Source organism: Bacillus proteolyticus (assembly GCF_001884065.1).
Classification (GTDB): domain Bacteria; phylum Bacillota; class Bacilli; order Bacillales; family Bacillaceae_G; genus Bacillus_A; species Bacillus_A proteolyticus.
Genome location: NZ_MACH01000116.1, coordinates 1 through 25399, shown reverse-complemented (window position 1 = coordinate 25399; position 25399 = coordinate 1). Strand labels below are relative to the sequence as shown.

26 protein-coding genes are annotated in these 25399 nt (G+C 35.8%); 22 read left to right on the top strand and 4 right to left on the bottom strand.

From position 1 onward, the window contains the following. The first annotated feature begins 9 nt into the window (after positions 1-9). From BAQ49_RS19665 to BAQ49_RS19620, 10 genes are all read left to right on the top strand, one after another. On the top strand, positions 10-975 hold the full coding sequence (locus BAQ49_RS19665; protein WP_071746724.1) for an iron-hydroxamate ABC transporter substrate-binding protein: 966 nt from the start codon (positions 10-12) through the stop codon (positions 973-975). A 27-nt stretch (positions 976-1002) separates the two neighbouring features. Then, positions 1003-2010 (top strand): FecCD family ABC transporter permease, encoded by a 1008-nt coding sequence (locus tag BAQ49_RS19660; RefSeq protein WP_071746723.1) that lies wholly within the window; start codon positions 1003-1005, stop codon positions 2008-2010. After that, positions 2003-3025 (top strand): FecCD family ABC transporter permease, encoded by a 1023-nt coding sequence (locus BAQ49_RS19655; protein ID WP_071746722.1) that lies wholly within the window; start codon positions 2003-2005, stop codon positions 3023-3025. The genes BAQ49_RS19660 and BAQ49_RS19655 overlap by 8 nt, the downstream gene beginning before the upstream one ends. A gap of 14 nt (positions 3026-3039) precedes the next feature. After that, positions 3040-3861 carry an ABC transporter ATP-binding protein gene (locus BAQ49_RS19650; protein WP_000025778.1) on the top strand — a complete coding sequence of 274 codons (822 nt, stop codon included), beginning with the start codon at positions 3040-3042 and terminating at the stop codon, positions 3859-3861. A gap of 16 nt (positions 3862-3877) precedes the next feature. Then, positions 3878-4696, top strand: coding sequence for an alpha/beta hydrolase (locus tag BAQ49_RS19645; RefSeq protein ID WP_071746721.1), 819 nt, complete (start codon positions 3878-3880; stop codon positions 4694-4696). A 345-nt stretch (positions 4697-5041) separates the two neighbouring features. After that, positions 5042-5269 (top strand): hypothetical protein, encoded by a 228-nt coding sequence (locus BAQ49_RS19640; protein ID WP_071746720.1) that lies wholly within the window; start codon positions 5042-5044, stop codon positions 5267-5269. Between the two features lie 419 nt (positions 5270-5688). Beyond that, positions 5689-5991, top strand: a complete 303-nt coding sequence (locus BAQ49_RS19635; RefSeq protein WP_000349641.1) for a metal-sensing transcriptional repressor — start codon at positions 5689-5691, stop codon at positions 5989-5991. A 203-nt stretch (positions 5992-6194) separates the two neighbouring features. Continuing rightward, positions 6195-6401, top strand: a complete 207-nt coding sequence (copZ, locus tag BAQ49_RS19630) for a copper chaperone CopZ (RefSeq protein WP_002014669.1) — start codon at positions 6195-6197, stop codon at positions 6399-6401. A gap of 95 nt (positions 6402-6496) precedes the next feature. Next, positions 6497-8914 (top strand): heavy metal translocating P-type ATPase, encoded by a 2418-nt coding sequence (locus BAQ49_RS19625; protein WP_071746719.1) that lies wholly within the window; start codon positions 6497-6499, stop codon positions 8912-8914. A 169-nt stretch (positions 8915-9083) separates the two neighbouring features. Beyond that, positions 9084-9551 carry a GNAT family N-acetyltransferase gene (locus tag BAQ49_RS19620; protein WP_071746718.1) on the top strand — a complete coding sequence of 156 codons (468 nt, stop codon included), beginning with the start codon at positions 9084-9086 and terminating at the stop codon, positions 9549-9551. Between the two features lie 31 nt (positions 9552-9582). Here the strand turns inward: BAQ49_RS19620 and BAQ49_RS19615 are convergent, their stop codons facing one another. Together BAQ49_RS19615 and BAQ49_RS19610 are read right to left on the bottom strand one after the other, a co-directional pair. Next, positions 9583-9855 (bottom strand): non-specific DNA-binding protein Hbs, encoded by a 273-nt coding sequence (locus BAQ49_RS19615; protein ID WP_001043904.1) that lies wholly within the window; start codon positions 9853-9855, stop codon positions 9583-9585. A gap of 141 nt (positions 9856-9996) precedes the next feature. Beyond that, positions 9997-10812, bottom strand: coding sequence for a formate/nitrite transporter family protein (locus BAQ49_RS19610; RefSeq protein WP_071746717.1), 816 nt, complete (start codon positions 10810-10812; stop codon positions 9997-9999). 196 nt (positions 10813-11008) lie between these two features. Between BAQ49_RS19610 and BAQ49_RS19605 the strand changes: the two genes are divergently transcribed. The 10 genes from BAQ49_RS19605 (at position 11009) to entD (ending at position 22505) form a co-directional block, all read left to right on the top strand. After that, positions 11009-11902 carry a metallophosphoesterase gene (locus tag BAQ49_RS19605; RefSeq protein WP_071746716.1) on the top strand — a complete coding sequence of 298 codons (894 nt, stop codon included), beginning with the start codon at positions 11009-11011 and terminating at the stop codon, positions 11900-11902. A gap of 109 nt (positions 11903-12011) precedes the next feature. Next, a complete protein-coding gene (locus BAQ49_RS19600; RefSeq protein WP_071746715.1) occupies positions 12012-13229 on the top strand; it encodes a M20 metallopeptidase family protein in 1218 nt (405 codons plus the stop codon). A gap of 286 nt (positions 13230-13515) precedes the next feature. Then, positions 13516-14910 carry a GABA permease gene (gene gabP / locus BAQ49_RS19590; RefSeq protein WP_071746714.1) on the top strand — a complete coding sequence of 465 codons (1395 nt, stop codon included), beginning with the start codon at positions 13516-13518 and terminating at the stop codon, positions 14908-14910. Between the two features lie 134 nt (positions 14911-15044). Beyond that, entirely contained in the window at positions 15045-15383 is a 339-nt protein-coding gene (locus BAQ49_RS19585; RefSeq protein WP_116733488.1) for a hypothetical protein, read from the top strand. A gap of 316 nt (positions 15384-15699) precedes the next feature. Next, the gene (locus BAQ49_RS19575; protein ID WP_002173006.1) at positions 15700-16242 is read left to right on the top strand and encodes a DUF420 domain-containing protein; all 543 of its coding nucleotides are present in this window, start codon (positions 15700-15702) and stop codon (positions 16240-16242) included. Positions 16243-16358: 116 nt separating this feature from the next. Beyond that, positions 16359-17522 carry an iron-containing alcohol dehydrogenase gene (locus tag BAQ49_RS19570; protein ID WP_071746712.1) on the top strand — a complete coding sequence of 388 codons (1164 nt, stop codon included), beginning with the start codon at positions 16359-16361 and terminating at the stop codon, positions 17520-17522. 158 nt (positions 17523-17680) lie between these two features. Then, entirely contained in the window at positions 17681-18433 is a 753-nt protein-coding gene (locus BAQ49_RS19565) for a DeoR/GlpR family DNA-binding transcription regulator (protein WP_071746711.1), read from the top strand. Continuing rightward, entirely contained in the window at positions 18430-19341 is a 912-nt protein-coding gene (pfkB, locus tag BAQ49_RS19560; RefSeq protein WP_071746710.1) for a 1-phosphofructokinase, read from the top strand. Before BAQ49_RS19565 ends, pfkB begins: the two co-directional genes overlap by 4 nt. A gap of 13 nt (positions 19342-19354) precedes the next feature. Then, positions 19355-21214, top strand: coding sequence for a PTS fructose transporter subunit IIABC (locus BAQ49_RS19555; RefSeq protein WP_071746709.1), 1860 nt, complete (start codon positions 19355-19357; stop codon positions 21212-21214). 346 nt (positions 21215-21560) lie between these two features. Next, positions 21561-22505, top strand: a complete 945-nt coding sequence (gene entD, locus BAQ49_RS19550; protein WP_071746708.1) for a cell wall-binding protein EntD — start codon at positions 21561-21563, stop codon at positions 22503-22505. A gap of 94 nt (positions 22506-22599) precedes the next feature. Here entD and BAQ49_RS19545 read toward each other — a convergent pair whose 3' ends face one another. Further along, positions 22600-22845, bottom strand: coding sequence for a hypothetical protein (locus BAQ49_RS19545; protein WP_071746707.1), 246 nt, complete (start codon positions 22843-22845; stop codon positions 22600-22602). A gap of 181 nt (positions 22846-23026) precedes the next feature. On the opposite strand from BAQ49_RS19545, the gene miaA reads away from it, so the two are divergent. Both miaA and hfq read left to right on the top strand, forming a co-directional pair. Continuing rightward, positions 23027-23980, top strand: coding sequence for a tRNA (adenosine(37)-N6)-dimethylallyltransferase MiaA (miaA, locus tag BAQ49_RS19540; RefSeq protein ID WP_071746706.1), 954 nt, complete (start codon positions 23027-23029; stop codon positions 23978-23980). Between the two features lie 21 nt (positions 23981-24001). Next, a complete protein-coding gene (gene hfq / locus BAQ49_RS19535) occupies positions 24002-24226 on the top strand; it encodes an RNA chaperone Hfq (protein WP_000813896.1) in 225 nt (74 codons plus the stop codon). An 80-nt stretch (positions 24227-24306) separates the two neighbouring features. Here hfq and BAQ49_RS19530 read toward each other — a convergent pair. Beyond that, a partial coding sequence (locus tag BAQ49_RS19530; RefSeq protein ID WP_131802729.1) for a Gly-Xaa-Xaa repeat protein occupies positions 24307-25399 on the bottom strand: 1093 nt, incomplete at its 5' end.

The window sequence follows — 25399 nt, the reverse complement described above, 5'->3', positions numbered from 1 at the left end:
TATATCAATATGAACAAGAAATTATTTACATTAGGGATGGTAACAGTTTTAAGTGTAGGTTTGGCAGCATGTAATAGTGCAGACAACACTTCTGGGGAACAAAAGCAACAAACAAAAGCTACGGAAACGAAAAAAGATGAAACGCGAAAAATTACATATTTAGGTAAAGAATATACAGTACCAGCAAAAGTAGATAAAATTGCGACGGCTAGTTTAGAGTCAATGGAAGATGCGGCAGTACTTGGAATTAAACCAGTTGGTGCAATTACTGTAGGCGGTAAATTACCAAAGTATCTTGAAAAAGAATTAGAGGGTGCAAAATCTGTAGGTGAAAAGATGCAACCGAACTTTGAAACATTGCTTCAATTAAAACCAGATGTTATTACATCTAGTACGAAATTTCCAGCAGAAACAGCTGAAAAGTTTACGAAAGTAGCTCCGACGTTCCCAGTATCACATGTTTCAACAGATTGGGAAGATAACTTAAAGCTAATGGGAGAACTAACTGGTAAAAAAGATAAAGCAGAAAAAATTATTAAAGATTACAATGCGGACGCTGAAAAAGCAAAAGCAAAACTAGGAGATAAGTTAAAAGATAAAAAAGTACTTGTTATAAGACTAAGAGCAAACGAATTATTCCTATATCCAGAAGGAGTATACTTTAACCCTGTGATTTATAAAGATCTTGGACTAACTGCTCCAGAACAACTTAAAGCTGTAAAAGCACAAGAGAAAATTTCATTTGAAAAACTTGCTGAACTTAACCCAGATTATATTTTCTTACAATATGAGGCAAGTGAAAATAAAAACCCGAAAGTGCTAGAAGAAATTGAAAGCAATCCAATTTGGCAAAGTATGAATGCTGCGAAAGAAAAGAAAGTATTTGTAAACGTTGTAGATCCAATGGCACAAGGTGGTACAGCTTGGAGTAAAACAGCATTCTTAAAAGAAGCAGTGAAAAATTTATCTAAATAATACAATAAGTAAGGTGCGTTGAATGATATGCAGAAAACGAATGCAGTACCAGTAACCATTTTATGTATAGCACCCATATTGATTTTAATTATCGTTATACTTTCTGTTTTATATGGTGCGAAAAACATTGATGCTGAAACAGTGTGGAATGCATTATTTCATTTTGATTCAAGTGATGTAAATCATAATATTATTATTACTTCACGTTTACCAAGGGTAGTTGCAGCTCTTTTAGTCGGAGCATTTCTAGCCATATCAGGATCACTTATGCAGGGGATGACAAGAAACTATCTTGCATCCCCTTCTATTATGGGTGTGACGGATGGGGCAGCCTTTGTTATTACAATTTGTATGATTTTTCTTCCGGGAATGTCATCAATTGGTATGGTTTTATGTTCAATGATTGGTTCTGCACTAGGAGCCGGTATCGTGTTTGGCTTTGGTTCGCTCCTTCAAAATGGCTTATCACCAGTTAGGTTAGCAATTATCGGAACAGTTATTGGAACATTTTTAAGTAGTGTATCTGCTGCAATGGCTTCATATTTCCAAATTTCTCAAAATGTTAGCTTTTGGTTTAATGCAAAATTAGATCAAGTGGACCCGAATATTATTAAAATCACGATACCTTTTGGGATAATTGGAATAGTTTTAGCGCTGTTAATATCAAAATCTATTACTATTCTTTCTTTAGGAGAAGAAGTTTCTATTAATCTAGGGCAGCGTACAAAGCTAGTTAAAGCGATGGCTATTTTATCAGTTATTTTTTTAACGGGAACAGCAGTTGCTTTAGTGGGGAAAGTTGGTTTTGTAGGTTTAATTATTCCGCATATTACTCGCTTTTTAATTGGGGTAGATTATAAGTGGATATTGCCATGTGCAGGTGTTATTGGTGGCGTTTTCTTAGCGTTATGTGATGTTTTAAGTAGATTTGTAAATTATCCATTTGAAACGCCAATTGGAGTCGTAACATCTTTAATTGGGATTCCTTTCTTCCTTTATTTAATCCGTACAAGAGGAGGAGAAAGACATGCTTAAAAGTTCAAGTCAACGTTTTGGAATGACGATGGGGATTATTATATTTTTAATACTATGTGCTATTTATATTAGTTTAACGAATGGTACGTTTGATATTACGATTATAGATGTATTTAAAACACTCCTTAGGATAGATCCAGTACCAGACCATGATTTAGTTATTTTTGAATTTCGTCTTCCGCGCATAGTAATTGCTGGATTAGTAGGATTAGGTCTCGGCGTTGCGGGTGCTGTAATTCAAGGGATTACGAGAAATGGCTTGGCGGATCCAGGTATTTTAGGAGTAAATGCAGGTGCAGGAACAGCAATCGTAATTTTTATGTGTTTCTTTCAAGGGCAATTAAAGAGCACAGACTGGGTTTCTATAATGATGATGCCGATGTTTGGCTTAATAGGTGGATTAGGTGCAGCGATAATGATTTATCTGTTTTCTTGGAAAAACGGTAAGCTAGACTCGCAGCGACTTTTATTAACAGGGATTGCAATTGGATCAGGATTTGGAGCCTTTTCTATGTATTTATCACTCAAAATGAAGTCAACTGATTTCGAGATGGCTGCAGTATGGGTGTCTGGAAGTATATATAGTGCGAACTGGAAGTATATTGTTGCGATGTTGCCGTGGCTTATCATATTAATTCCTCTTATACAAAAGAAAGCTTATCTATTAGATTTATTCCAATTGGAAGAAACGAGCATTACAAGTTTAGGTGTTTCGGTAGAAAGAGAGAAATCTATTTTACTATTAAGTAGTATCGGACTTGTGAGCGCATGCGTTGCTGTTTCAGGAAGTATTGGTTTCATCGGACTAATGGCACCACATATAGCGAAAAGACTTGTTGGTATTCAGCATAAGCATATAATTCCTACGTGCGGAGTAATAGGAATGTTTCTTGTAATTGCCTCAGATTTTATTGCAAAAACAGTTTTCACACCTGTAGAGTTACCAGTTGGAATTGTTATTTCTATTGTCGGTGTACCGTATTTCTTATATTTACTTTATAAGGCGAAAGCGTAAGAGGGGGAATAAAAGTGAGTATTTTAAGTGCAAAAAATTTAGAAACGAGTTATGAAAAGCTTACCGTGTTTCGCGATTTAAATGTGGAAATACAAGAAGGAAAAGTAACGACAATTATAGGTCCGAACGGGTGCGGAAAATCAACTTTGTTAAAGACAATGGGACGGATTTTAAAACAAAAAAGCGGTAAAGTGTATTTGCAAGGGCAAGATTTAAATACAATTCCGACGAAAGAAATTGCAAAGCAGTTAGCTTTACTTCCACAAACTCCAATTGCACCAGGAGAGCTTAAAGTAGAAGAATTAATTTCTTATGGACGTTATCCTCATCGAAATAACGTAAATAAGTTAACTTCAAAAGATAAAGAGATGATTGATTGGGCACTAGATATAACGAAAACTTCTGAATTTCGAACGAGACAAATTGCAAATTTATCGGGTGGTCAACGACAAAAGGTATGGTTAGCGATGGCTTTAGCACAAGAGACAGAGGTATTGCTGTTAGATGAGCCAACTACATACCTTGATATGTCTCATCAATTAGATGTATTACAAATTGTGGAGAAATTAAATAAAGAACATAATTGTACAGTCGTAATGGTACTACATGATATTAACCATGCAGCGAGGTTTTCAGATGAAATTATTGCAATGAAGGAAGGGGAAATTGTTACAACTGGTAGTCCGGAAGAAATCATTACAAATGAAGTATTAAAAGAAGTATTTCATATTGATGCGCGTGTCATGATTGATCCGTATAACGGCTCTCCTGTTTGTTTCGGCTACGATAGCGTTGTATCGCAAGAAGAAAAAGTAGAAATATATGTAACAAGTTAAAAAGGGGGGATATAGGGTGAATACTACTATTGAAAAACAGCAGATTATTACATCTAATACAGAACAGTGGAAAATGTATTCGAAATTAGAAGATAAAGAATATCAAATTCATATTTCAAAGCCGAAGCAACCAGCAGCAACGTCAGGATATCCTGTCATATACGTCTTAGATGGCAATGCCTTTTTTCAAACATTCCATGAAGCGGTTAAAATACAATCAGTTAGAGCAGAAAAAACAGGTGTTTCACCAGCCATTATAGTCGGTATTGGTTATCCGATTGAAGGTGCATTTTCAGGAGAAGAAAGATGCTATGATTTTACGCCTAGTGTAATTTCAAAAGATGCCCCGTTAAAACCGGACGGTAAACCGTGGCCTAAAACAGGGGGAGCGCATAACTTCTTTACTTTTATTGAAGAAGAATTGAAACCACAAATTGAAAAAGAATTTGAGATTGATAAAGGAAAGCAAACGTTATTTGGACATTCTTTAGGTGGTCTATTTGCTTTACATATACTATTCACAAACGTAAATGCCTTTCAAAATTATTTTATAAGTAGTCCATCTATTTGGTGGAATAACCGATCCGTGCTTGAAAAAGAAGGGAACATTACAAATGAATTAAATAATGCTAAGTTTGAAACGGGAGTATTCCTTACAGTTGGCTCATTGGAACGAGAGCACATGGTTATAGATGCAAATGTATTATCAGAACGTCTACTTCAATTAAAACATGAGAAGTTTAGGTATAAGTTTTATGAAGCTGAAGGAGAGAATCATGCATCTGTTGTGCCGACTTCTTTAAGTAAGGGGTTACGATTTATTAGTCATGTGTAGAAGGTGTACGCGATATACATAATCTTCATATTGGGACAATTACTTCGGGATTAGATGCATTAAGCGTCCATGTAATGATTGTTTAATAAAATGCAAAGAAAGGGCTATGGGGAAATTCCTCATAGCCTTTTGTTTTTGTAAGTAGAATTGTCCTTTTTGAAAGTTTTGTTTCAACTTTTCGTCTAAAGAGACAAAAAGTTGTCACAATTCAGTCACAATTAGCATAAACATAATATAGACGAAATGAACTTATTTCTAAAAAAGCTTGGTTAATTTAATTCATGATTAGTAGAGCTAAAAAAATGCGGATTAAAAGTTCACTATATTCTCAAGGAGGTAGATCGTATGAAAACTATTCTTGCTATCGCTGGGCTTATTTGGGTTTTATCACATGGTATTCCAATTTATGAAGGAGAACAAATTCGCAGTGCTCTGAATAAAAATTTTAATGAATATCATATCATTGATCGACAAGACAATGTTGTTACTGTCCGAGTAAAGGATTGTTTTCATACGGTAACCGTTGAAGGAACTTCTGTAGTGAATGATACAAAAGTATGTGATCAACAATAATTATATATAGGAAGAAAAAAGTTTCAATTTAAATATGTGAAGATTGAGACTGTTACATTTGTGGGCGAATAATAAGCGGGGATGGACAATCCCCGCTTATTAATGTTTCATTTTATCCCGCATTAACTGCCCGTAAAAGCCCGATTCGTTAGGAAAAATAATCAGAGGGGGATGGACAAAACTCCCTCTGATTAAAGTTTTTCTTTATTGAGTTTTGATGGAAGATGTAATGATTTTTTTTAAAAAGGACAGGGTATAATGATAATGGGGACTGAGAAGTCAATAAATTGTTAAGAATAATCATAAAGTGGAAATATACTCATGTGGGGTATCATACATAGATGTTTGATGCTATAATTGGTATACTCGTAAAAATAATTGTTTTATTGGTTGAAGAAAAATTTTGAGAAGGTGATAATATGGATCATAAAGAGCATGAATCAGTAACACATAGATCAGAAAAAGAAAAAGAACAAATTATAAATAGATTAAAGCGAATTGAAGGGCAAGTCCGTGGTATTCAAAACATGATTGAAAATGATCGGTACTGCGTTGATATTTTAGTGCAAATTTCAGCGATTAATGCAGCGATGAAAAAAGTAGGAATGGGTGTTCTCAAAAATCATACAAGTCATTGTGTTTCAGGAGCTATTAAAGATGGTAATGGTGACGAAGCAATTGAAGAATTAATGACAGTATTTGAACGTTTTTCAAAAGCGTAAAAACAAGCTAGTATTTAACTGGCTTGTTTTTTTGTTTATCCGCATATAGAACTTAGGTGTATTGATGTGAAAAATTGTGTATAAAATAAATTTTTAGAAAATAATTGAAAAATCATGATACAAAACCATTGATTACCTTAGGGGGGTATGGTAAGATAGGGTTGTGATTAACAAACAATGAATGAACAAGAGGAGGGTTTTAAATGGAACAGTTAACATTAAAAGTTGAAGGTATGTCTTGTGGCCATTGTGTAAATTCTATCGAAAGCAGTGTGAAAGAGCTAAACGGTGTTGAACAAGTGAAGGTTCAATTAGCAGAAGGAACTGTTGAAGTTACTATCGACTCGTCTGCCGTAACACTAAAAGATATCGTTGCTGTAATCGAAGATCAAGGATACGATGTTCAATAATTATTTTTAGATATGGAAATAAATCGTACTTTAAACGAAGTACGATTTATTTTGCTAATAATTATACCTCATAAGGGTATATAGAGGTGAGAGACATGAATGAACAAAAAGAGGCCAATCTTCAAATATCAGGAATGACATGTGCGGCATGTGCAAATAGAATTGAAAAAGGTCTGAAAAAAGTAGAAGGTGTTCATGATGCAAATGTAAACTTTGCACTGGAAAAAACAAAAATAATGTACGATCCGACAAAAACAAATCCGCAACAATTTAAAGAAAAAGTTGAATCGTTAGGATATGGAATTGTAAGTGATAAAGCTGAGTTTACTGTTTCAGGAATGACATGTGCAGCTTGTGCGAATAGAGTAGAAAAACGTTTAAATAAGCTGGGGGGTGTGAATAAAGCGACAGTAAATTTCGCTTTAGAATCGGCAACAGTAGACTTTAATCCTGATGAAGTCAATGTAAATGAAATGAAGAGTGCGATTACAAAGCTAGGATATCAATTAGAAGTGAAATCAGATGAGCAAGATGCATCAACGGATCATCGATTACAAGAAATTGAACGACAAAAGAAGAAGTTTATTATTTCGTTTATTTTATCATTCCCATTATTATGGGCAATGGTGAGCCACTTCTCATTTACATCGTTTATCTATTTACCTGATATGCTTATGAACCCTTGGGTGCAGCTAGCCCTTGCAACTCCAGTACAGTTTATAATTGGAGGCCAGTTTTATATTGGTGCTTATAAAGCGTTACGCAATAAAAGTGCCAACATGGATGTTCTCGTAGCACTTGGAACCTCTGCAGCGTATTTCTACAGTGTGTATTTAAGCATTAGGTCGATTGGTTCTTCGGAACATATGACAGATTTATATTTTGAAACGAGCGCAGTACTTATTACATTAATTATTTTAGGTAAATTATTTGAGGCAAAAGCAAAAGGACGTTCATCAGAAGCAATTAAAAAGTTGATGGGTTTACAAGCGAAGACAGCTACAGTTGTGCGAGATGGAACGGAAATGAAAATTTTAATCGAAGAGGTAGTAGCTGGTGATATCGTTTATGTAAAGCCTGGTGAAAAAATACCAGTAGATGGTGAGATTGTAGAAGGAAAGTCAGCGATTGATGAATCGATGTTAACGGGTGAAAGTATTCCAGTTGATAAAACAATTTGGGATGTAGTAATCGGTTCTACAATGAATAAAAATGGATTTTTAAAAGTTAAGGCTACTAAGGTAGGTAGAGATACTGCATTAGCTCAAATTATTAAAGTAGTAGAAGAAGCTCAAGGATCGAAAGCGCCTATTCAAAGGGTAGCTGATCAAATTTCTGGTATTTTCGTACCAGTTGTAGTTGTGATTGCTATTATTACATTTGCGGTGTGGATGATATTTGTTACACCTGGTGATTTTGGCGGAGCGCTTGAGAAAATGATTGCAGTACTTGTGATTGCTTGTCCATGTGCTTTAGGTCTTGCGACACCTACATCTATTATGGCTGGATCAGGAAGGTCAGCTGAGTATGGTATTTTATTTAAAGGTGGAGAGCATTTAGAAGCAACGCATCGATTAGATACTATTATTTTAGACAAAACGGGTACAGTAACAAATGGAAAACCAGTATTAACAGATATTATTGTAGCAGACGGATTTGAAGAGAAGGAAATATTAAAATTAGTCGGTGCAGCAGAAAGAAATTCTGAACATCCACTTGCAGAAGCGATTGTTGCAGGAATTAAAGAAAAGGGAATTGATATCCCAAGTTCAGAAACGTTTGAAGCAATTCCGGGATTTGGTATTGAATCGGTTGTCGAAGGAAAACAATTATTAATTGGTACACGCCGATTAATGAAGAAGTTTAATATTGATATTGAAGAAGTTTCTAAATCAATGGAAGAACTAGAGCGAGAAGGAAAAACAGCAATGCTTATTGCGATAGATAAGGAATATGCTGGAATTGTTGCTGTTGCGGATACTGTAAAAGATACTTCAAAAGCAGCTATTGCAAGACTTAAGAAAATGGGTCTAGACGTTGTTATGATTACAGGAGATAATATACAAACTGCTCAGGCAATCGCTAAGCAAGTTGGTATTGATCACGTAATTACAGAAGTATTACCAGAAGGAAAAGCAAAAGAAGTGAAAAAACTTCAAGCTCAAGGTAAGAAAGTAGCAATGGTTGGGGATGGAATAAATGATGCTCCTGCACTTGCTACGGCGGATATCGGTATGGCAATTGGAACCGGAACGGATGTAGCGATGGAAGCGGCGGATATTACGTTAATCCGTGGTGATTTAAATAGTATTGCTGATGCAATCTTTATGAGTAAAATGACTATAAGAAATATTAAGCAAAATTTATTCTGGGCATTAGCTTATAACGGCTTAGGAATCCCGATTGCAGCGTTCGGTTTCTTAGCACCTTGGGTTGCAGGAGCGGCGATGGCATTTAGTTCTGTATCGGTCGTATTAAATGCATTGCGATTGCAAAGAGTGAAATTAAAATAATGAAATTTAAATCTATAGGGTAATTGAATATGCTTTTAAACAAAAAACAATACTTTGAAATAAGTATTGTTTTTTGTTTATATAGAAAGAAAAAAGATATAATAAAGCAGAAATATTGAATACTAGATGATAGAAAAGTTAAATGATAGTTTAGTAAGGAGGTTCATATATGTTAAAAGATACGATCATTAGAACATTCCATAAAGAGGATTTAGAACAAGTATTACAGTTGTTTTATGAAACAGTTCATACAATTAATGCAAAAGATTATAACGTGTTACAGCTACAGGCATGGGCACCAGATCGACTAGATAGAGAAAGTTGGTTACAGTCTTTAGAGAAGAATATTAGTTATGTAGCGGATCATAACGGTGTGATAGTGGGATTTGGGGATTATAATGATGATTATTATGTAGATCGCTTATTTACGCATAAAGACTATCAAGGGAAAGGGATAGCTTCATACATACTACAGAAGTTAGAAAAAGAAGCAGTGAACTTGGGGCATAGGGAGATATATACAGAAGCGAGTATTACAGCAAAACCTTTCTTTGAAAGGAAAGGTTTTATTTGCATAAAGGAACAAAAGAAACAGCATAATGGTCAGATTTTTATTAATTATATAATGAAAAAATAGCCCTCTCGTAAACGAGAAGGCTATTTTTTCATTATTTTACAGCTTCTTTAAGTTCTTTACCAGCTTTGAAAGCAGGTACTTTAGAAGCTGCGATTTGCATTTCTTCACCAGTTTGTGGGTTACGGCCTGTACGAGCAGCTCTTTCGCGTACTTCGAATGTACCGAATCCGATAAGTTGTACTTTTTCACCAGCAGCTAAAGTGTTAGTGATTGATTCTACTACAGTTTGTACAACTACAGTAGCTTCTTTTTGAGAAATCTCAGCATTTTGTGCTACGTTTTTAATTAATTCTGTTTTGTTCATGTTTTTCACCTCATATGTAAATAATGCTATTTAAGTTGTTATTATAACGTATAAAACATTCGAGAACAAGTGTACGTACATATATTCGCAAAAAAAATGAAATTTGTAATATTTTTCAGGATATCTGTATAGTCGTTTTATTTAAGCGGATACAGATTTTTTCTTTAATTCAGTTTGCTCTTTATTGGAAGATAGTTTCTTATTATAGGATATGAAATAAGGTAACGCTACAAATAACATACCTCCTACTAAGTTTCCGAAGAAAACAAAAATGAAGTTTGGAAAATATTCAATCCAAGTTAAATGACCAGAAAAAATTGCAGCTGGGATGACAAACATATTGGCTACAACGTGTTGAAATCCAATCGCAACAAAAGTCATAACAGGGAACCAAATGCCGATAATCTTTCCGATAAATTCTTTACTTCCCATACTGAGCCAAACAGCTAAACAAACGAGCCAATTACATCCGATTGCAGAAATGAAGGCTTGCAGTGGGGTATCTTGTAGTTTAGCTTGCGCAATAGAAACTGTTTTCGCTAAAAAAGCACCCTCTGTTAATCCAACGATATGACCGAAAAAATAAGCAACGAATACAGCACCTATGAAGTTGCTAAACGTAACAATGACTAAATTTCGAATGAAGTGAAATAAGTCAATTTTTTTGTGGAGCCACGCCATTGAAACGGTCATCATATTGCCAGTTACTAATTCACCACCTGCAAGAATAACGAGTATAAGACCGATAGGGAATACAGCAGCGCCTAGAAAACTAGTAAATGATCCCCAAGACTTTGGCATTGTTCCAATAACATGAATATCGAGTAAATACCCTAATGCTATGAAAGCACCGCCAAAAAAACCGAGAATTAGCATAGGGAGTAATGATAAATGCGCTTTTTTTCTTCCGGAATTCGCAGCAAGTTCCGTAATTTCTTCGGGTGTAAATACAGACATGAATAATCTCTCCTTAATAAAATGATAGAATGAATAGAAGGAACATTTTTAAGAATCTATGTATTATAAAAATATGTTATGCCTTCTGTATAAAATTGTCAAAGTGAATAGGGATGGAATTAGATATAGCTAACATTGTTCATGTTGTCACATTAATGTAACAATAAGGCTTTAAAGTACTTCTAGAGGTGAGAACATGAATACGCATCATGTAAAAAAAGAACAAAAAAAATCAATCATAAAAATATTTATAATCAGTTTCATAAGTATAGTAATGATTTCAGTAAGTTTGTATTTCTATGCGACAGAAATAGAACGAAAACTAGTAACAGTTACGTGGAATGAAATAGAAACATCGACAATTCCTAAAGAGTTTAATAATAAAAAGATATTGCAATTCTCAGATGTGCATTTAGGACCAGAATTTACACTGAAACAACTAGAAAATTTGGTGGAGAAGATGAATGCGTTACATCCAGATGTAGTAGTTTTTACAGGGGATTTAATAGATAAGTTTGGATCATATAAAGCCGAAAGAGAAGAAGCGAAAGGTATTTTACAAAAAATACATGCGCCCTTAGGGAAATATGCAGTGTATGGGAATCATGATAGGGGCGGGGGAGGTAGTTTATTTTATAAAAAGTATATGGAGGAAGCCGGTTTCTCTGTGTTAGTAAATGAAGTGCAAAAAATTAAAGCGGAAAACGGAAAGTATATTACAATATCAGGTTTGGATGATTTTTTATTAGGAAAGCCGCAAATAGACTCGACTTTAAAACATGTGAGACAAGAAGATTTCAATATGCTATTAGTACATGAGCCGGATGTTGTAGATAGAGTAGCTCGTTACCCAGTTGATTTTCAAATGTCAGGCCATAGTCACGGAGGACAAGTTCAAATTCCTTTTATAGGTCCATTAATTACTACAAAACTAGCTGAGAGCTATGTGGAAGGTATGTATGAATTAGAAGGGAAGAATAAGCCGTTACATTTATACGTAAATCGTGGTATTGGGACAACCCGAATGCCTGTTAGATTTTGGAGTGTACCTGAACTTTCAGTATTTGTGTTAAAGCAAAATAGCAACTAGACTATTCTAGAGTAGTAGGACTTTCAGAGAAAGTTCTCTTTTTTATTGATTAAACACAGAATATTATGTAACTTTTATTTAAAGTGTTAAAAAAGAAAGGAGAATTTCTATGATAGAAACATGGCATAAAGAATTGGAAAGTTTATATAACGAAATGGTTTCGTGGCGAAGAGATTTTCATCAATACCCAGAGCTATCGTTTCAAGAAATAGAAACACCGAAAAAAATAGCTAAAATCTTAAAAAGCTTTCATATTGATGTGACAACAGACGTTGGGGGAAGAGGTGTAATTGGCGTAATTGAAGGTGGAAAACCTGGGAAGACGATAGCGCTACGTGCTGATTTTGATGCACTACCTATCCAAGATGAAAAGCAAGTTTCATATAAATCAAAGATTCCAGGCGTAATGCACGCTTGTGGCCATGATGGACATACAGCAACACTTTTAGGCGTTGCAAAAATATTAAGTGACCATAGAGAACAGCTTTCTGGCAAAATAGTTCTTATACATCAACATGCAGAAGAGAAAGAGCCTGGCGGAGCAATTGCTATGATTAAGGATGGTTGTTTAGAAGGAGTAGATGTTGTTTTTGGTACACATTTATCTTCTCAGATGCCTTTAGGAATTGTTGGAGCGAAAGCTGGAGCAATGATGGCGGCAGCTGATACTTTTGAAGTGAAGATTCAAGGGCGAGGCGGTCACGGTGGTATGCCGCATCATACTGTTGATGCTATTATCGTTGCAACACAAGTAATTAATCAGTTGCAACTTTTAGTGAGTCGAAAAATAGATCCGCTTCAATCTGCGGTATTAACAGTTGGTACGTTTCAGGCTGGTCAAGCGGATAATATTATTGCGGATACTGCTATATTTACAGGGACAATTCGGACGATGGATCCTGAAGTGAGAGAATTTATGGAGAAGGAATTTAAAAGAGTTGTTGAGGGGATTTGTCAATCTCTTCATGCTGAAGTTGATATTCAATATAAACGCGGCTATCCGATATTAATAAATCATTTAGATGAAACGAGTCATTTTATGGAGATTGCGAAACGAGATCTTGGAAGAGAAAGGGTCATTGAAGTACCACCGATTATGGGGGGAGAAGATTTTGCATACTACTTAGAACATGTTCCAGGAGCATTTTTCTTCACAGGTGCCGGTAATGAAGAAATAGGGGCAACATATCCACATCATCATCCTCAATTTGATTTTGATGAACGTGCGATGTTGGTTGGTGGTAAGTTGCTTTTAAGTCTTGTGAATAGTTATTTAAGAGATGGAAAAGAATTTCTTGAGACTTTAGATGTGAATACGATAAATTAATTTGCATAAATAAAAAGGACAATAGGTTGTAAAGGGATCTATTGTTCTTTTTTGCGTGGAAATAGTATCGAAATATAATCTATACAAAAAGTTATCTAGATTTATAATTTTCTCAACAATTTTGTATGGAAAATTATTAAACCTAATGTAATAATTTCTGTAGGAGCTTGCATTGCAATTTTAAAGTTCAGAATATTTTGATATATTTTGAAGTGTAGGACAAGGTTTTTCGCATAATACTCTTACATAAATTTCAAAATCAAGTTTGGAAGGGGATGTACAAGAGTTGGATAAAAATCTTAAGAAAGATCTCAAAATACGCCACATTACAATGATCTCAATTGGCGGCGTAATAGGAGCTGGTTTGTTTGTCGGAAGTGGTGCAGTTGTGCATTCAGCAGGGCCAGGTTCTATCGTTTCATATGCATTAGCAGGACTTCTAGTTATTTTCGTTATGAGAATGCTGGGGGAAATGGCAGCTATTAATCCGACAAGTGGTTCGTTTGCAACATATGCACGAGAAGCAATCGGTCCCTGGGCGGGTTATACAATTGGGTGGCTATATTGGTTCTTCTGGGTAATTGTTATTGCAATAGAAGCTACAGCAGGGGCTGGTATCATTCAATACTGGATTCCACAAATCCCACTATGGTTATTAAGCTTACTATTAACAATTTTATTAACGTTGACGAATGTTTTTTCAGTGAAATCATTTGGAGAGTTTGAATATTGGTTTTCATTTATTAAAGTAATTAGTATTGTTTTGTTCCTATGCCTTGGTCTTGCTGTGATTTTAGGATTTGTACCAGGAACGGAAGCACCTGGCACTTCAAATTTAGTAGGGCAAGGTGGATTTATGCCAAATGGTATAAGTTCGGTGCTGCTTGGAATTACCGTCGTTATATTTTCATTTATGGGATCAGAGATTGTTGCAGTAGCGGCTGGTGAATCTGCCGAACCTGTAAAAGCAGTAAAAACAGCAACAAATAGTGTAATTTGGCGTATTCTCGTATTTTTTATTGGATCTATCGCTGTAGTTGTTACACTCCTTCCTTGGAATTCAGCAAACATACTAAAAAGTCCATTTGTAGCGGTGCTTGAACATATAGGAATACCAGCGGCAGCACAAATTATGAATTTTATCGTTTTAACAGCTGTCCTTTCTTGTTTAAATTCGGGCTTATATACGAACTCAAGAATGCTTTTTTCAATGGCAGAAAGAGGAGATGCGCCAAAGGCATTTTTGAAATTGAACAGTAGTGGTGTTCCAGTTCGGGCGGTTTTATTTGGAACTTTCTTTGCTTACATTGGAGTTGTTTTTAGTTACATATCTCCAGATAAAGTATTTTTATTTTTAGTGAATGCATCTGGCGGGATTGCGTTACTCGTTTATCTCGTTATAGCAGTTTCACATTTCAAGATACGTAAAAAAATGGGGAAAGTAGAACAACAAAATTTGAAAGTGAAAATGTGGCTTTTCCCGTATGTAACGTATGTTACAATTGCCGCTATTATAGCAGTTTTAGTTGCAATGGTTGCAATTGAATCTTTACGTTCACAAGCACTTTTAACGATGCTTGTTACTGTTCTTATTATAGTTTCTTATTTTATTTTTAATAGAAATAAAAATAGTTCGGTTTTGAATCCTAAAAGTGGGGATAAAGAACCCGTTCAATTCTAATTTCTTGTTTTCGAAGAAAGGTATATCCAATCATTGCTAGAAAAGATTCATATATTAAGTAAAGAAAAGAGTAATTACTATTGTCATAGTGAATATAAACTTTTTTCTTGACTTTTTATACGAAGGCGAGCAAAATGGTAAAAAAGGAAGGGGGGATGATGATGGAAGAGTACGTATTAGATCTGTATAACCTGTTATATACGACAGAATGGCAAGATATTGTTTCGTTTCTTGGGATAGTATTTTGTATGAAAATTATAATCGTATATGTGGAAGAGCAAGGTATGTTCTATTCCTTCTCATCCCCGTTCGAGTTGCAACGTGAGCCGTTGCTAAACTATGCCAATAGAAATGATGAACAAATTCCTTTTGTTATCTTCTTTATGATTCGTTTTATAACAGCGATTGTAAAGAAAAAGGAAAGTGACGATGAAGAGTGCCACTCAACTTGTAATATAGCGAACGTTTTTTAAGCTAAATACAAGGAGGAGATTTACATGTGGTTTCGATTTCTTATGATTGGTTTCTTTTCATTAACAGCAATTACATTAATGGGATATCAAGTGTCTGAAATTTTTCAAGCATATAGCAGTACGTTTTTTAACAAAAACTAATTGCATTGCTATTTGAATAATAAAGCGATAAAATCCTTCTTAAGAAATATTGTTAAGAAGGGTTTTTTCTTTGCCTTGTCTTACTGTGTCAAACTATTGTCACATTTACACCGTGAATAATATGTTAAAATAGTGAGGTTAATTATACATATTTGAAAGAAGAGGAGTGACCAATTTGGTGGATCAATCAACAAATCAGAAAAGCTATGCTCCTATTGTGATAACGCTTTCTGTAATTGTAAACGCGATTATTTTATTTTTGTTCTTTGGACCTGTTGGCTATGAAGGAGAATTACATTTTGATGTAACTATCTTACCAATGTTAAATGCAATTTTTAATAGTTTTACGTTTGTATTTTTATTAGCAGCTTTATTCTCTATTATTAAAAAGAATGTAAAAATGCACCGTGGTTTTATTCTTGCAGCATTTACAACGACTTTATTATTTTGTGTGTCATATTTATCGTACCATTACTTGGCACCAGCAACGCATTTTGGAGGAGAAGGTTTCATTAAATATGTGTATTTCTTCATTTTAATTACACATATTATCCTTGCAGCGATTATCGTACCACTTGCTTTGTTCGCACTTGTATTTGGTTTTACGAATCAATTAACACGTCACCGTAAAATTGTACGTTGGACGATGCCGATTTGGTTATATGTAAGCTTATCTGGTGTTATTGTTTACTTAATGATCTCACCTTATTATCAATAAAAAATCCCAGCCTGAGGGCTGGGATTTTTTTGTTAAGCAAATTTGTTTGTGAAATTTAAAAAATATGGTATACAAAAGTATAGTTGCTTTTTATATGGAAGGGATGGTAAAGGTATATGCAAAATTTTGTATTTCGCAATCCAACAAAACTTATTTTTGGTAAAGGACAATTAGAGCAGTTAAAAACTGAAATTCCACAGTTCGGTAAAAAAGTTCTTCTCGTATATGGAGGAGGAAGTATTAAAAGAAACGGTATTTATGATAATGTAGTTTCTATTTTAAAGGATATAAATGCGGAAGTGTTTGAGTTGACAGGTGTTGAACCGAATCCTCGTGTATCAACTGTAAAGAAAGGGATTCAAATTTGTAAAGATAATGGAGTCGACTTTATTTTAGCAGTGGGTGGAGGAAGTGTAATCGACTGTACGAAAGCAATTGCCGCTGGTAGTAAGTACGATGGAGATGTATGGGACATTGTAACGAAAAAAGCATTTGCAAGTGAGGCGTTACCGTTTGGTACTGTACTTACTCTTGCAGCAACAGGATCTGAAATGAATGCAGGATCTGTAATTACAAACTGGGAAACGAATGAAAAATATGGCTGGGGTAGCCCGGTTACTTTCCCACAGTTTTCAATCTTAGATCCAGTTCATACTGCGTCTGTACCGAAAGATCAAACAATTTACGGTATGGTAGATATCATGTCACACGTATTAGAACAATATTTTCATCATGGAACAAATACAGAACTACAAGATCGTTATTGTGAATCTGTTTTAAGAACAGTAATTGAAACAGCTCCTAAGCTTTTAAGTGATCTAGAAAATTATGAGCATAGGGAAACAATTTTATATTGCGGTACTATGGCGTTAAACGGCATTTTAGCAATGGGAGTAAAAGGAGACTGGGCAACTCATAATATTGAGCATGCAGTTTCGGCAATTCATGATATACCACATGGAGGTGGCCTAGCGATTTTATTCCCGAACTGGATGAAGCATGTTGTGGATGAGAATGTGAATCGTTTTAAACAGTTCGCTATTCGTGTATTCGATGTAGAAACAGATGGGAAGACAGATAAAGAGGTTGCATTAGAGGGAATTGAGGCGTTACGTCAATTTTGGACTTCAATTGAAGCACCAGTAACATTAGCTGATTACGCTATTGGAGAAAATGAAATTGACTTAATGGCGGATAAAGCGATGGCTTATGGTGAATTCGGTAACTTTAAAAAATTAAATAAAGACGATGTTCTTGCAATTTATAAAGCTTCTTTATAAGTAAATCGAGAGAAGAAACCTATTTGATTATTGTATCAAATAGGTTTCTTTTTTGTTGTTTATAACTGTTTGTGATTGTTAATGATTATTTTTGGTTGTTTGTGGTTGATTTTTGTGATCGTTTTCATTATACTGTAATCAAAGGAGAGGTGAATAAAATGTTAACTCCTGAACGTCATCAAATGATATTGCAACTTGTAAAGGAACAGAAAATTGTTAAATTGCAGCAATTAGTTGAAAGAACGGAAAGCTCTGAATCGACAATTCGTCGTGATTTAGCGCAATTGGAAAAACAAAGATTATTAAAAAGAGTTCATGGCGGTGCCTCTATATTAACTGGAAAAGGGCAAGAGCCAACGATGGTTGAAAAATCATCCAAAAACATTCATATAAAGCAACAAATTGCAAGGTTTGCGGCAAACTTGGTTGAACAAGGTGATTGTATTTATTTAGATGCAGGAAGTACGACTTTTGAAATGATTCCATTTTTAATAAATAAAGATGTTACTGTTGTTACAAATGGTCTTATGCATATTGAAGCTTTAGTTGAAAATAACATTCGGGCGTATTTACTAGGCGGAATGATGAAGAGTAGGACGAAAGCTTTAATTGGTGCCATGGCACAGGAAAGTATGCAGAAGTACCGCTTTGATAAATGCTTTTTAGGAGCTAATGGTGTACATGAACAGTTAGGGTATACAACACCAGATCCAGAAGAAGCACTCTTGAAACAAATGGCATTAACATTAGCAAACGAAGGGTATTTCTTAATTGATGAAAGTAAATTTTCAGAAGTTGCGTTTGCGAAAATTGCAAATGTTGAAGAGGCAAGCATTATTACAAACCATTTAGAACTTGATTTAGAAAAATATAAAAGACAAACAAATGTAATTGAGGCTGATAAACAATGATCTATACAGTTACTTTAAACCCATCTATTGATTATGTAGTACAAGTTAATTTTTTCAGTTTAGGAACAGTAAACCGAGCAGAGAAAGATATGAAGTTTCCTGGAGGAAAAGGGATTAATGTTTCTCGCGTTCTTCATCGCTTAGGTGTTGGAAATGTAGCACTCGGATTTACGGGTGGATTTACCGGTCAATTTATTAAAGATGTATTACAGACGGAAGGTGTAACAACAAACTTCGTCCAAGTAGACGGAGATTCTCGAATTAATGTGAAAATAAAAGGACAAGAAGAAACAGAATTAAACGGACAGGGTCCTAGTGTGACAGATGAGCAATTTGGGCAGTTAATGAAAAAAATCGAAAGTATGCAATTTGGAGATTGTGTTGTACTAGCTGGAAGTGTACCAGCTTCTATTCCAAATACCTTTTATGAATCAATCGCAGCGTTTGGAGCAGAAAAAGGTATTCGTGTAGTAGTAGATGCAAGTGGTAGTGCGCTGCAGCATGTAATTAAAAATAAGCCGTTTTTAATAAAGCCAAATCATCATGAACTTGGTGAGTTATTTGGAGTGGAGATTTCAACAGTAGAAGACATTTTACCGTATGGAAGAAAATTAATCGAACAAGGTGTACAGCACGTTATAGTATCAATGGCAGGAGATGGAGCTTTATTGTTTACGGCAGAAGGTATATATGAGGCGACTGTTCCGAAAGGCATTGTTATTAACTCAGTTGGGGCAGGAGATTCTCTTGTTGCAGGATTTGTAGGGGAATATGAACAAACAAAAGATATTGAAAAGGCATTTCAATATGGCGTTGCAACAGGGAGTGCAACAGCATTTTCAGCAGATTTATGTACAAAGGAGAAAGTAGAAGAATTATTGTCGCAAGTAATTGTTACAAAGCGATAGGGGGAAGCAACATATGAAAATTACAGAACTATTAAAAAGGGATACAGTCATTATGAATTTGACAGCTTCAAATAAAGAAGCTGTCATAGATGAATTAGTTGAGAAATTAAGTGGTGCCGATCGTTTAAATAATAAGGCTGAATTTAAAGAAGCTATTTTAAAGCGAGAGTCCCAAAGTACGACTGGAATTGGGGAAGGTATTGCAATACCTCATGCGAAGACGAGGGTAGTTAAGCAACCATCGATTTGTTTTGGTAGAAGTGTAAGCGGTATCAACTATGAATCGCTTGATGGACAGCCGGCACATCTGTTTTTTATGATCGCTGCGAGTGAAGGGGCAAATAATACTCATTTAGAAACGTTATCTCGTCTCTCTACGTTATTGATGGATGAAGGGTTTCGCAAGCGATTGTTAGAAGCGAAGGATGAGGATGAACTTCTCCGTTTATTTGATGAAAAAGAGAATGAAAAAGAAGAAGTTGAAGTTGAAGTAGCAAAGCCGGAAGGGAATGAACCATACGTATTAGCTGTTACAGCTTGTCCGACTGGTATCGCTCACACATATATGGCTGCGGATAGTTTAAAAGCAAAAGCAGCAGAGTTAGGGATTGCGATTAAAGTTGAAACGAATGGATCAACAGGTGTAAAGAACGGTTTAACGAAAGAAGATATTAATCGTGCAACAGCAATTATTGTCGCTGCAGATAAACAAGTAGAAATGAACCGTTTCGCTGGAAAGCGTGTCATTCAAGTGCCAGTAGCTGATGGTATTAGAAAAACTGAAGTCCTTCTTAATAGAGCTGTAAAACAAGATGCGCCAATCTTTCAAGGTGTAGAAGAGAATGGGAAGACAGAAAGTGTAGAGAAAGAAAAAGGATTAGGAATTTATAAGCATTTAATGAGCGGTGTAAGTAATATGCTTCCGTTTGTTGTTGGCGGTGGAATTTTAATAGCGCTAGCGTTTTCGTTTGGTGGTATAAAGGCGGAAGGTCCATTAGCTGAATTGTTCATGTCTATTGGTGGAGGGAAAACAGGGGCGTTTTTATTCCTTGTACCAATTCTAGCTGGATTTATTGCGAGTTCTATTGCTGATCGTCCTGGTTTTATGCCTGGTGTTGTCGGAGGATTTTTAGCGGCACATGCGAATGCTGGATTTTTAGGTGGATTAATTGCTGGTTTCTTAGCTGGATATGTTGTTTTAGGATTGAAAAGATTATTTTCAGGATTACCAGCACAGTTAGAAGGAATTAAACCTGTTTTGTTATATCCAGTCTTTGGGTTGTTAATTACAGGAGTTGTAATGCAAAAAGTAGTAAATCCACCTGTAGTAGCATTAAATGAAATGTTAACAGGATGGTTAAATGGTTTGAACGGTACAAATGCTATATTACTAGGTCTTATTTTAGGTGGTATGATGGCAATTGATATGGGTGGTCCAATTAATAAAGCGGCATTTACATTTGGTATTGCTGCAATAGAAGCGCAGAACTTTGGAGTGCACTCTGCTGTTATGGCTGGTGGTATGGTACCTCCACTTGCAATTGCATTTGCAACTACATTCTTTAAATCGAAGTTTACAGAAGCGGAACGTAAATCTGGTTTAACAAATTATATTATGGGAGCATCGTTTATTACAGAAGGTGCAATTCCATTTGCAGCTGCAGATCCGATTCGAGTAATTGTAAGTTGTGTTGTTGGTTCAAGTATTGCGGGTGCGTTATCTATGTTATTCCAAATTACATTACCGGCGCCACATGGTGGGTTGTTTGTTATAGCATTAGTAAATAAACCGTTGCTATATATTTTCTCTATATTAATTGGAACGATTGTTTCAGCGGTTATGATAGGTGTTTGGAAAAAGAAAGTTAAATAAATGATAAAAGGGACAGCTAATAGGAGTTGTTCCTTTTTTATTACAAAAAAGTAGGTTAATAGTTGGAGAATGATGAATTTTGGTAAAAGATGTAATGAAACGTGATTTTTTTGTAACAAAACAGTAATACTGTAATTTTTTCTGGAAAAGATTCTCATGCTCCTATGTGGAAAATATATGAAAACTATTGGGGATTCTATTGGAAATGCACTTTATGAATATGGAAATTTATGTTACAGCTCATTAATCATATATTACGAATGCTTTGTAATTGTGTGATTTCTAAAAATCCCCAAAATCTGTTGCTATAATGAAAATACGAAAACAAAGCAAATGGAGGCTATTCATGAAAAAATTATTAGGTATAGCAACAGCAGCAGTTTTTGGTCTTGGGATTTTTGCAGGTTCTGCGAAAGCGGAAACGATTGTAACAACGGATGTATTAAATGTTAGAGAAAACCCAACTGTAGAATCAAAACTTGTAGGTAAAATGTTAAGTGGAAATAAATTAGATGTTATAAATACAGAAAACGGATGGTCAAAAATTAAATTAGACGGTAAAGAAGCGTTTGTAAGTACTGAGTTCACGAAAAGTACTTACTATGTAACAGCAAACGTATTAAACGTTCGTACTGGTGCAAATACGGATTCAGAAATTCTTGGCACGCTAAAAAAAGATGACGTGATTGAAACGACAAATCAAGTGCAAAACGAATGGTTACAATTCGAATATGGTGGGAAAGCGGCATATGTTCACGTACCATTTTTAACAGGTACAGCACCTGTTGTTGAAAGAAAAGAAATTCCAGCTCAAACTGAAGCACCAACTAAGGTGAAAACGGCGGTTAAAAATGATACGGCAGTTAATAGGAAAGCACCTGCTAAGAGTGAAGAATCAAGTAAACCAGTAGCGCAGGCGAAGCAAACAGCTAAACCGGCAGCTAAACCAGTGGCGAAATCTACTGAAACAAGTGCACCGGCTGGTGGTCGTGAAATAACGGTAGAAGCGACAGCGTACACAGCGAATCCAGGTGAAAATGGCACATATGGTGGTCGAGTGTTAACTGCAATGGGTCATGATTTAACAGCGAATCCAAACATGAAAGTTATTGCTGTTGATCCGAAAGTAATCCCTCTTGGATCAAAAGTATGGGTAGAAGGGTATGGAGAAGCAATTGCTGGAGATACTGGTGGCGCGATTAAAGGAAACCGTATTGATGTTTTAGTTGGTTCAGATAGTAATGCGGATAGTTGGGGTCGTAAATCCGTTAAAGTGAAAGTTATAAAATAGTTTATCTTTATTAATGATAAAAAGCGGTTGCTTGAAAATATGTAAGCAACCGCTTTTTATCATTTTGTAATAACAATATCGCCTCAAAGAATGGTTATTGAAATGGATAAATTGTTTTACCTGTAATAATTTTATATGCGCTGCAAAATTGAGTTTGCATATACTCTGTATGTGTGTTTTCCGAATGTAACGTTGTTTCTTGAAGAGTAGAATGAAAAGAACGTAGTAAACAATTTAAGGCGAAGTATAATTCGTCTTGTGAACAATTTTGTTCTTTTGTAGCTGTAGCCAAAATGAGGTCATTTGTTAGTGTTGAAAAATTGATAGTGGATTGTCTCATAGTCAACCCATCCTCTCCGAGCGATTTTTATCATGTATATGCAGAATTGGACAAACTATGTTCTTTTTTTATTTATAATTTCATTTACCGAAATGAAAGAACTTGCAATCATGTCGTTAAAATTGGTAAGATTGGGTATAATCAATAGATGGAGTACATTACATAAAGAGAGTTGAATGATATGGGAGAAGTGCAACGTGAAAAAGTTGCTGTCATAATTGGACCCACTGCTGTTGGGAAGACGAAGTTAAGTATCGATCTTGCAAAAGCGTTGAACGGTGAAATTATAAGTGGTGATTCCATGCAGATCTATCGCACGATGGATATTGGAACTGCAAAGGTAACAAAAGAAGAGATGGATGGAATTCCGCATTATATGGTCGATATAAAAGATCCGGAAGAATCATTTTCCGTTGCGGAATTTCAAGAACGTGTTCGTAAACATATTCGAGAAATTACAAAGCGTGGTAAATTACCAATTATAGTTGGGGGAACCGGTCTTTATATACAATCTGTTTTATTCGATTATCAGTTTACAGATGATGCTGGTGATGCTACATACCGAGAACAAATGGAAAAGTTAGCTTTGGAACGTGGTGTGGAATATGTACATAAAAAATTGCAAGAAGTAGATCCAGAAAGCGCGGAGCGTATTCATGCAAATAATGTGCGACGTGTCATTCGTGCGTTAGAAATTTTCCACACGACGGGCGAAAAAATGAGTGATCAACTTGAAAAACAAGAAAACGAGTTATTATATGATGTTTCATTAATTGGCTTGACAATGGATCGAGAAATGCTATACGATCGCATTAACTTGCGAGTGGATTTAATGATGGAACAAGGTTTATTAGAGGAAGTAGAAGGGCTGTATAATAGAGGGATACGAGATTGTCAATCTATTCAAGCGATTGGGTATAAGGAGATATATGGTTATTTTGAGAATCGTGTCTCTTTAGAAGAAGCGGTGTCACAATTAAAGACGAATTCACGCCGTTATGCCAAACGTCAATTAACATGGTTCCGCAATAAAATGGATGTCGCATGGTTTGATGTTACGGATGGTGAAAAAACGTCAGAAATTTTACGATACATAGAAGGAAAGTTACAACTAAAGTCGAATAATATTAAGTAGAGAAAAAGAGGAGGATTCGACATGAAGCAATCAATCAATATTCAAGATCAGTTTTTAAATCAACTCCGTAAAGAGAATACGTTCGTTACGCTGTACTTATTAAATGGTTTCCAGCTTCGTGGATTAATTAAAGGATTTGATAATTTTACAGTCCTACTGGAAACAGAAGGTAAGCAACAGCTTATTTATAAACATGCAATTTCTACATTTGTACCTCAAAAAAATGTTTCAATTGAATTAGAGTAGTAATGAATTATTGTACATAATAAAAAAAGAGCGAGTTTCTCGCTCTTTTTTTATTTGCTTTAAACAATAAATAGTGAAATTTAAGCGATTCTAAATATAGTAAGACGGATGTTAGTGTTTCCTGTTGCAGGGATCGTAATCTCGTTAAGAGTAGATTGGACAGAAATGTTTGTTCCAGCAGCTAATGTTTCGATTGTAGTAAATGAAAGTGAGTCGCCTATTAGATTTGAAGAGAAGTTGTCAGTAGCAACTGCTCCGTTAATTGAAATTCCTACTCCAAGTGGAGCGCATCCTGGCGCAGTTGTAGAAATAGATACGCTAATTACATAAATACCAGCGTTAATAACAGTAACTGTATTTGTGCCGTTAAAGATAATGTTGTTTACGTTAATTGCAGTGCTAAAAATAAAGTTATTAAATTGGAGTACTGTTTGTTGGATGTTGTTTGTTACAACGATTGTCGCTACTGGGAAGTTAGGTCCAGTAGGTCCGGTAACTCCTATACCAGTAGCACCCGTTGGTCCTTGAACACCTTGAGATCCAGTGGCACCGGTAGCACCTGTGTTACCCTGAACACCTTGAGGTCCAGTGGCACCAGTAGCACCCGTGTTACCTTGAGTACCTTGAGGCCCAGTAGAACCCGTGTTACCTTGAGCACCTTGAGGTCCAGTAGAACCCGTGTTACCTTGAGCACCTTGAGGTCCAGTAGAACCCGTGTTACCTCGAGCACCTTGAGGTCCAGTAGAACCCGTGTTACCTTGAGCACCTTGAGGTCCGGTAGGTCCAGGAGGCCCACCAGAAGGTCCAGTAGGTCCGGTAACTCCTATACCAGTAGAACCCGTGTTACCTTGAGCACCTTGAGGTCCAGTAGCACCCGTGTTACCTTGAACACCTTGAGGTCCAGTAGCACCCGTGTTACCTTGAGCACCTTGAGGTCCAGTAGCACCCGTGTTACCTCGAGCACCTTGAGGTCCAGTAGAACCCGTGTTACCTTGAGCACCTCTAGGTCCGGTAGCGCCTGTGTTACCTTGAGCACCTTGAGGTCCAGTAGCGCCCGTGTTACCTTGAGCGCCTTGAGGTCCAGTGGCACCGATAGCGCCTGTGTTACCTCTAGGTCCGGTAGCACCCGTGTTACCTTGAGCACCTTGAGATCCAGTAGCACCCGTGTTACCT

Bases quoted from the DNA above. Each gene is read 5' to 3' on its own strand.
- BAQ49_RS19665 (WP_071746724.1), top strand. From the start codon at position 10: ATGAACAAGAAATTATTTACATTAGGGATGGTAACAGTTTTAAGTGTA.
- BAQ49_RS19660 (WP_071746723.1), top strand. From the start codon at position 1,003: ATGCAGAAAACGAATGCAGTACCAGTAACCATTTTATGTATAGCACCC.
- BAQ49_RS19655 (WP_071746722.1), top strand. From the start codon at position 2,003: ATGCTTAAAAGTTCAAGTCAACGTTTTGGAATGACGATGGGGATTATT.
- BAQ49_RS19640 (WP_071746720.1), top strand. From the start codon at position 5,042: ATGAAAACTATTCTTGCTATCGCTGGGCTTATTTGGGTTTTATCACAT.
- BAQ49_RS19635 (WP_000349641.1), top strand. From the start codon at position 5,689: ATGGATCATAAAGAGCATGAATCAGTAACACATAGATCAGAAAAAGAA.
- copZ (WP_002014669.1), top strand. From the start codon at position 6,195: ATGGAACAGTTAACATTAAAAGTTGAAGGTATGTCTTGTGGCCATTGT.
- BAQ49_RS19625 (WP_071746719.1), top strand. From the start codon at position 6,497: ATGAATGAACAAAAAGAGGCCAATCTTCAAATATCAGGAATGACATGT.
- BAQ49_RS19620 (WP_071746718.1), top strand. From the start codon at position 9,084: ATGTTAAAAGATACGATCATTAGAACATTCCATAAAGAGGATTTAGAA.
- BAQ49_RS19615 (WP_001043904.1), bottom strand. From the start codon at position 9,855: ATGAACAAAACAGAATTAATTAAAAACGTAGCACAAAATGCTGAGATT.
- BAQ49_RS19610 (WP_071746717.1), bottom strand. From the start codon at position 10,812: ATGTCTGTATTTACACCCGAAGAAATTACGGAACTTGCTGCGAATTCC.
- BAQ49_RS19605 (WP_071746716.1), top strand. From the start codon at position 11,009: ATGAATACGCATCATGTAAAAAAAGAACAAAAAAAATCAATCATAAAA.
- BAQ49_RS19600 (WP_071746715.1), top strand. From the start codon at position 12,012: ATGATAGAAACATGGCATAAAGAATTGGAAAGTTTATATAACGAAATG.
- BAQ49_RS19585 (WP_116733488.1), top strand. From the start codon at position 15,045: ATGGTAAAAAAGGAAGGGGGGATGATGATGGAAGAGTACGTATTAGAT.
- BAQ49_RS19570 (WP_071746712.1), top strand. From the start codon at position 16,359: ATGCAAAATTTTGTATTTCGCAATCCAACAAAACTTATTTTTGGTAAA.
- BAQ49_RS19565 (WP_071746711.1), top strand. From the start codon at position 17,681: ATGTTAACTCCTGAACGTCATCAAATGATATTGCAACTTGTAAAGGAA.
- pfkB (WP_071746710.1), top strand. From the start codon at position 18,430: ATGATCTATACAGTTACTTTAAACCCATCTATTGATTATGTAGTACAA.
- BAQ49_RS19555 (WP_071746709.1), top strand. From the start codon at position 19,355: ATGAAAATTACAGAACTATTAAAAAGGGATACAGTCATTATGAATTTG.
- entD (WP_071746708.1), top strand. From the start codon at position 21,561: ATGAAAAAATTATTAGGTATAGCAACAGCAGCAGTTTTTGGTCTTGGG.
- BAQ49_RS19545 (WP_071746707.1), bottom strand. From the start codon at position 22,845: ATGAGACAATCCACTATCAATTTTTCAACACTAACAAATGACCTCATT.
- miaA (WP_071746706.1), top strand. From the start codon at position 23,027: ATGGGAGAAGTGCAACGTGAAAAAGTTGCTGTCATAATTGGACCCACT.
- hfq (WP_000813896.1), top strand. From the start codon at position 24,002: ATGAAGCAATCAATCAATATTCAAGATCAGTTTTTAAATCAACTCCGT.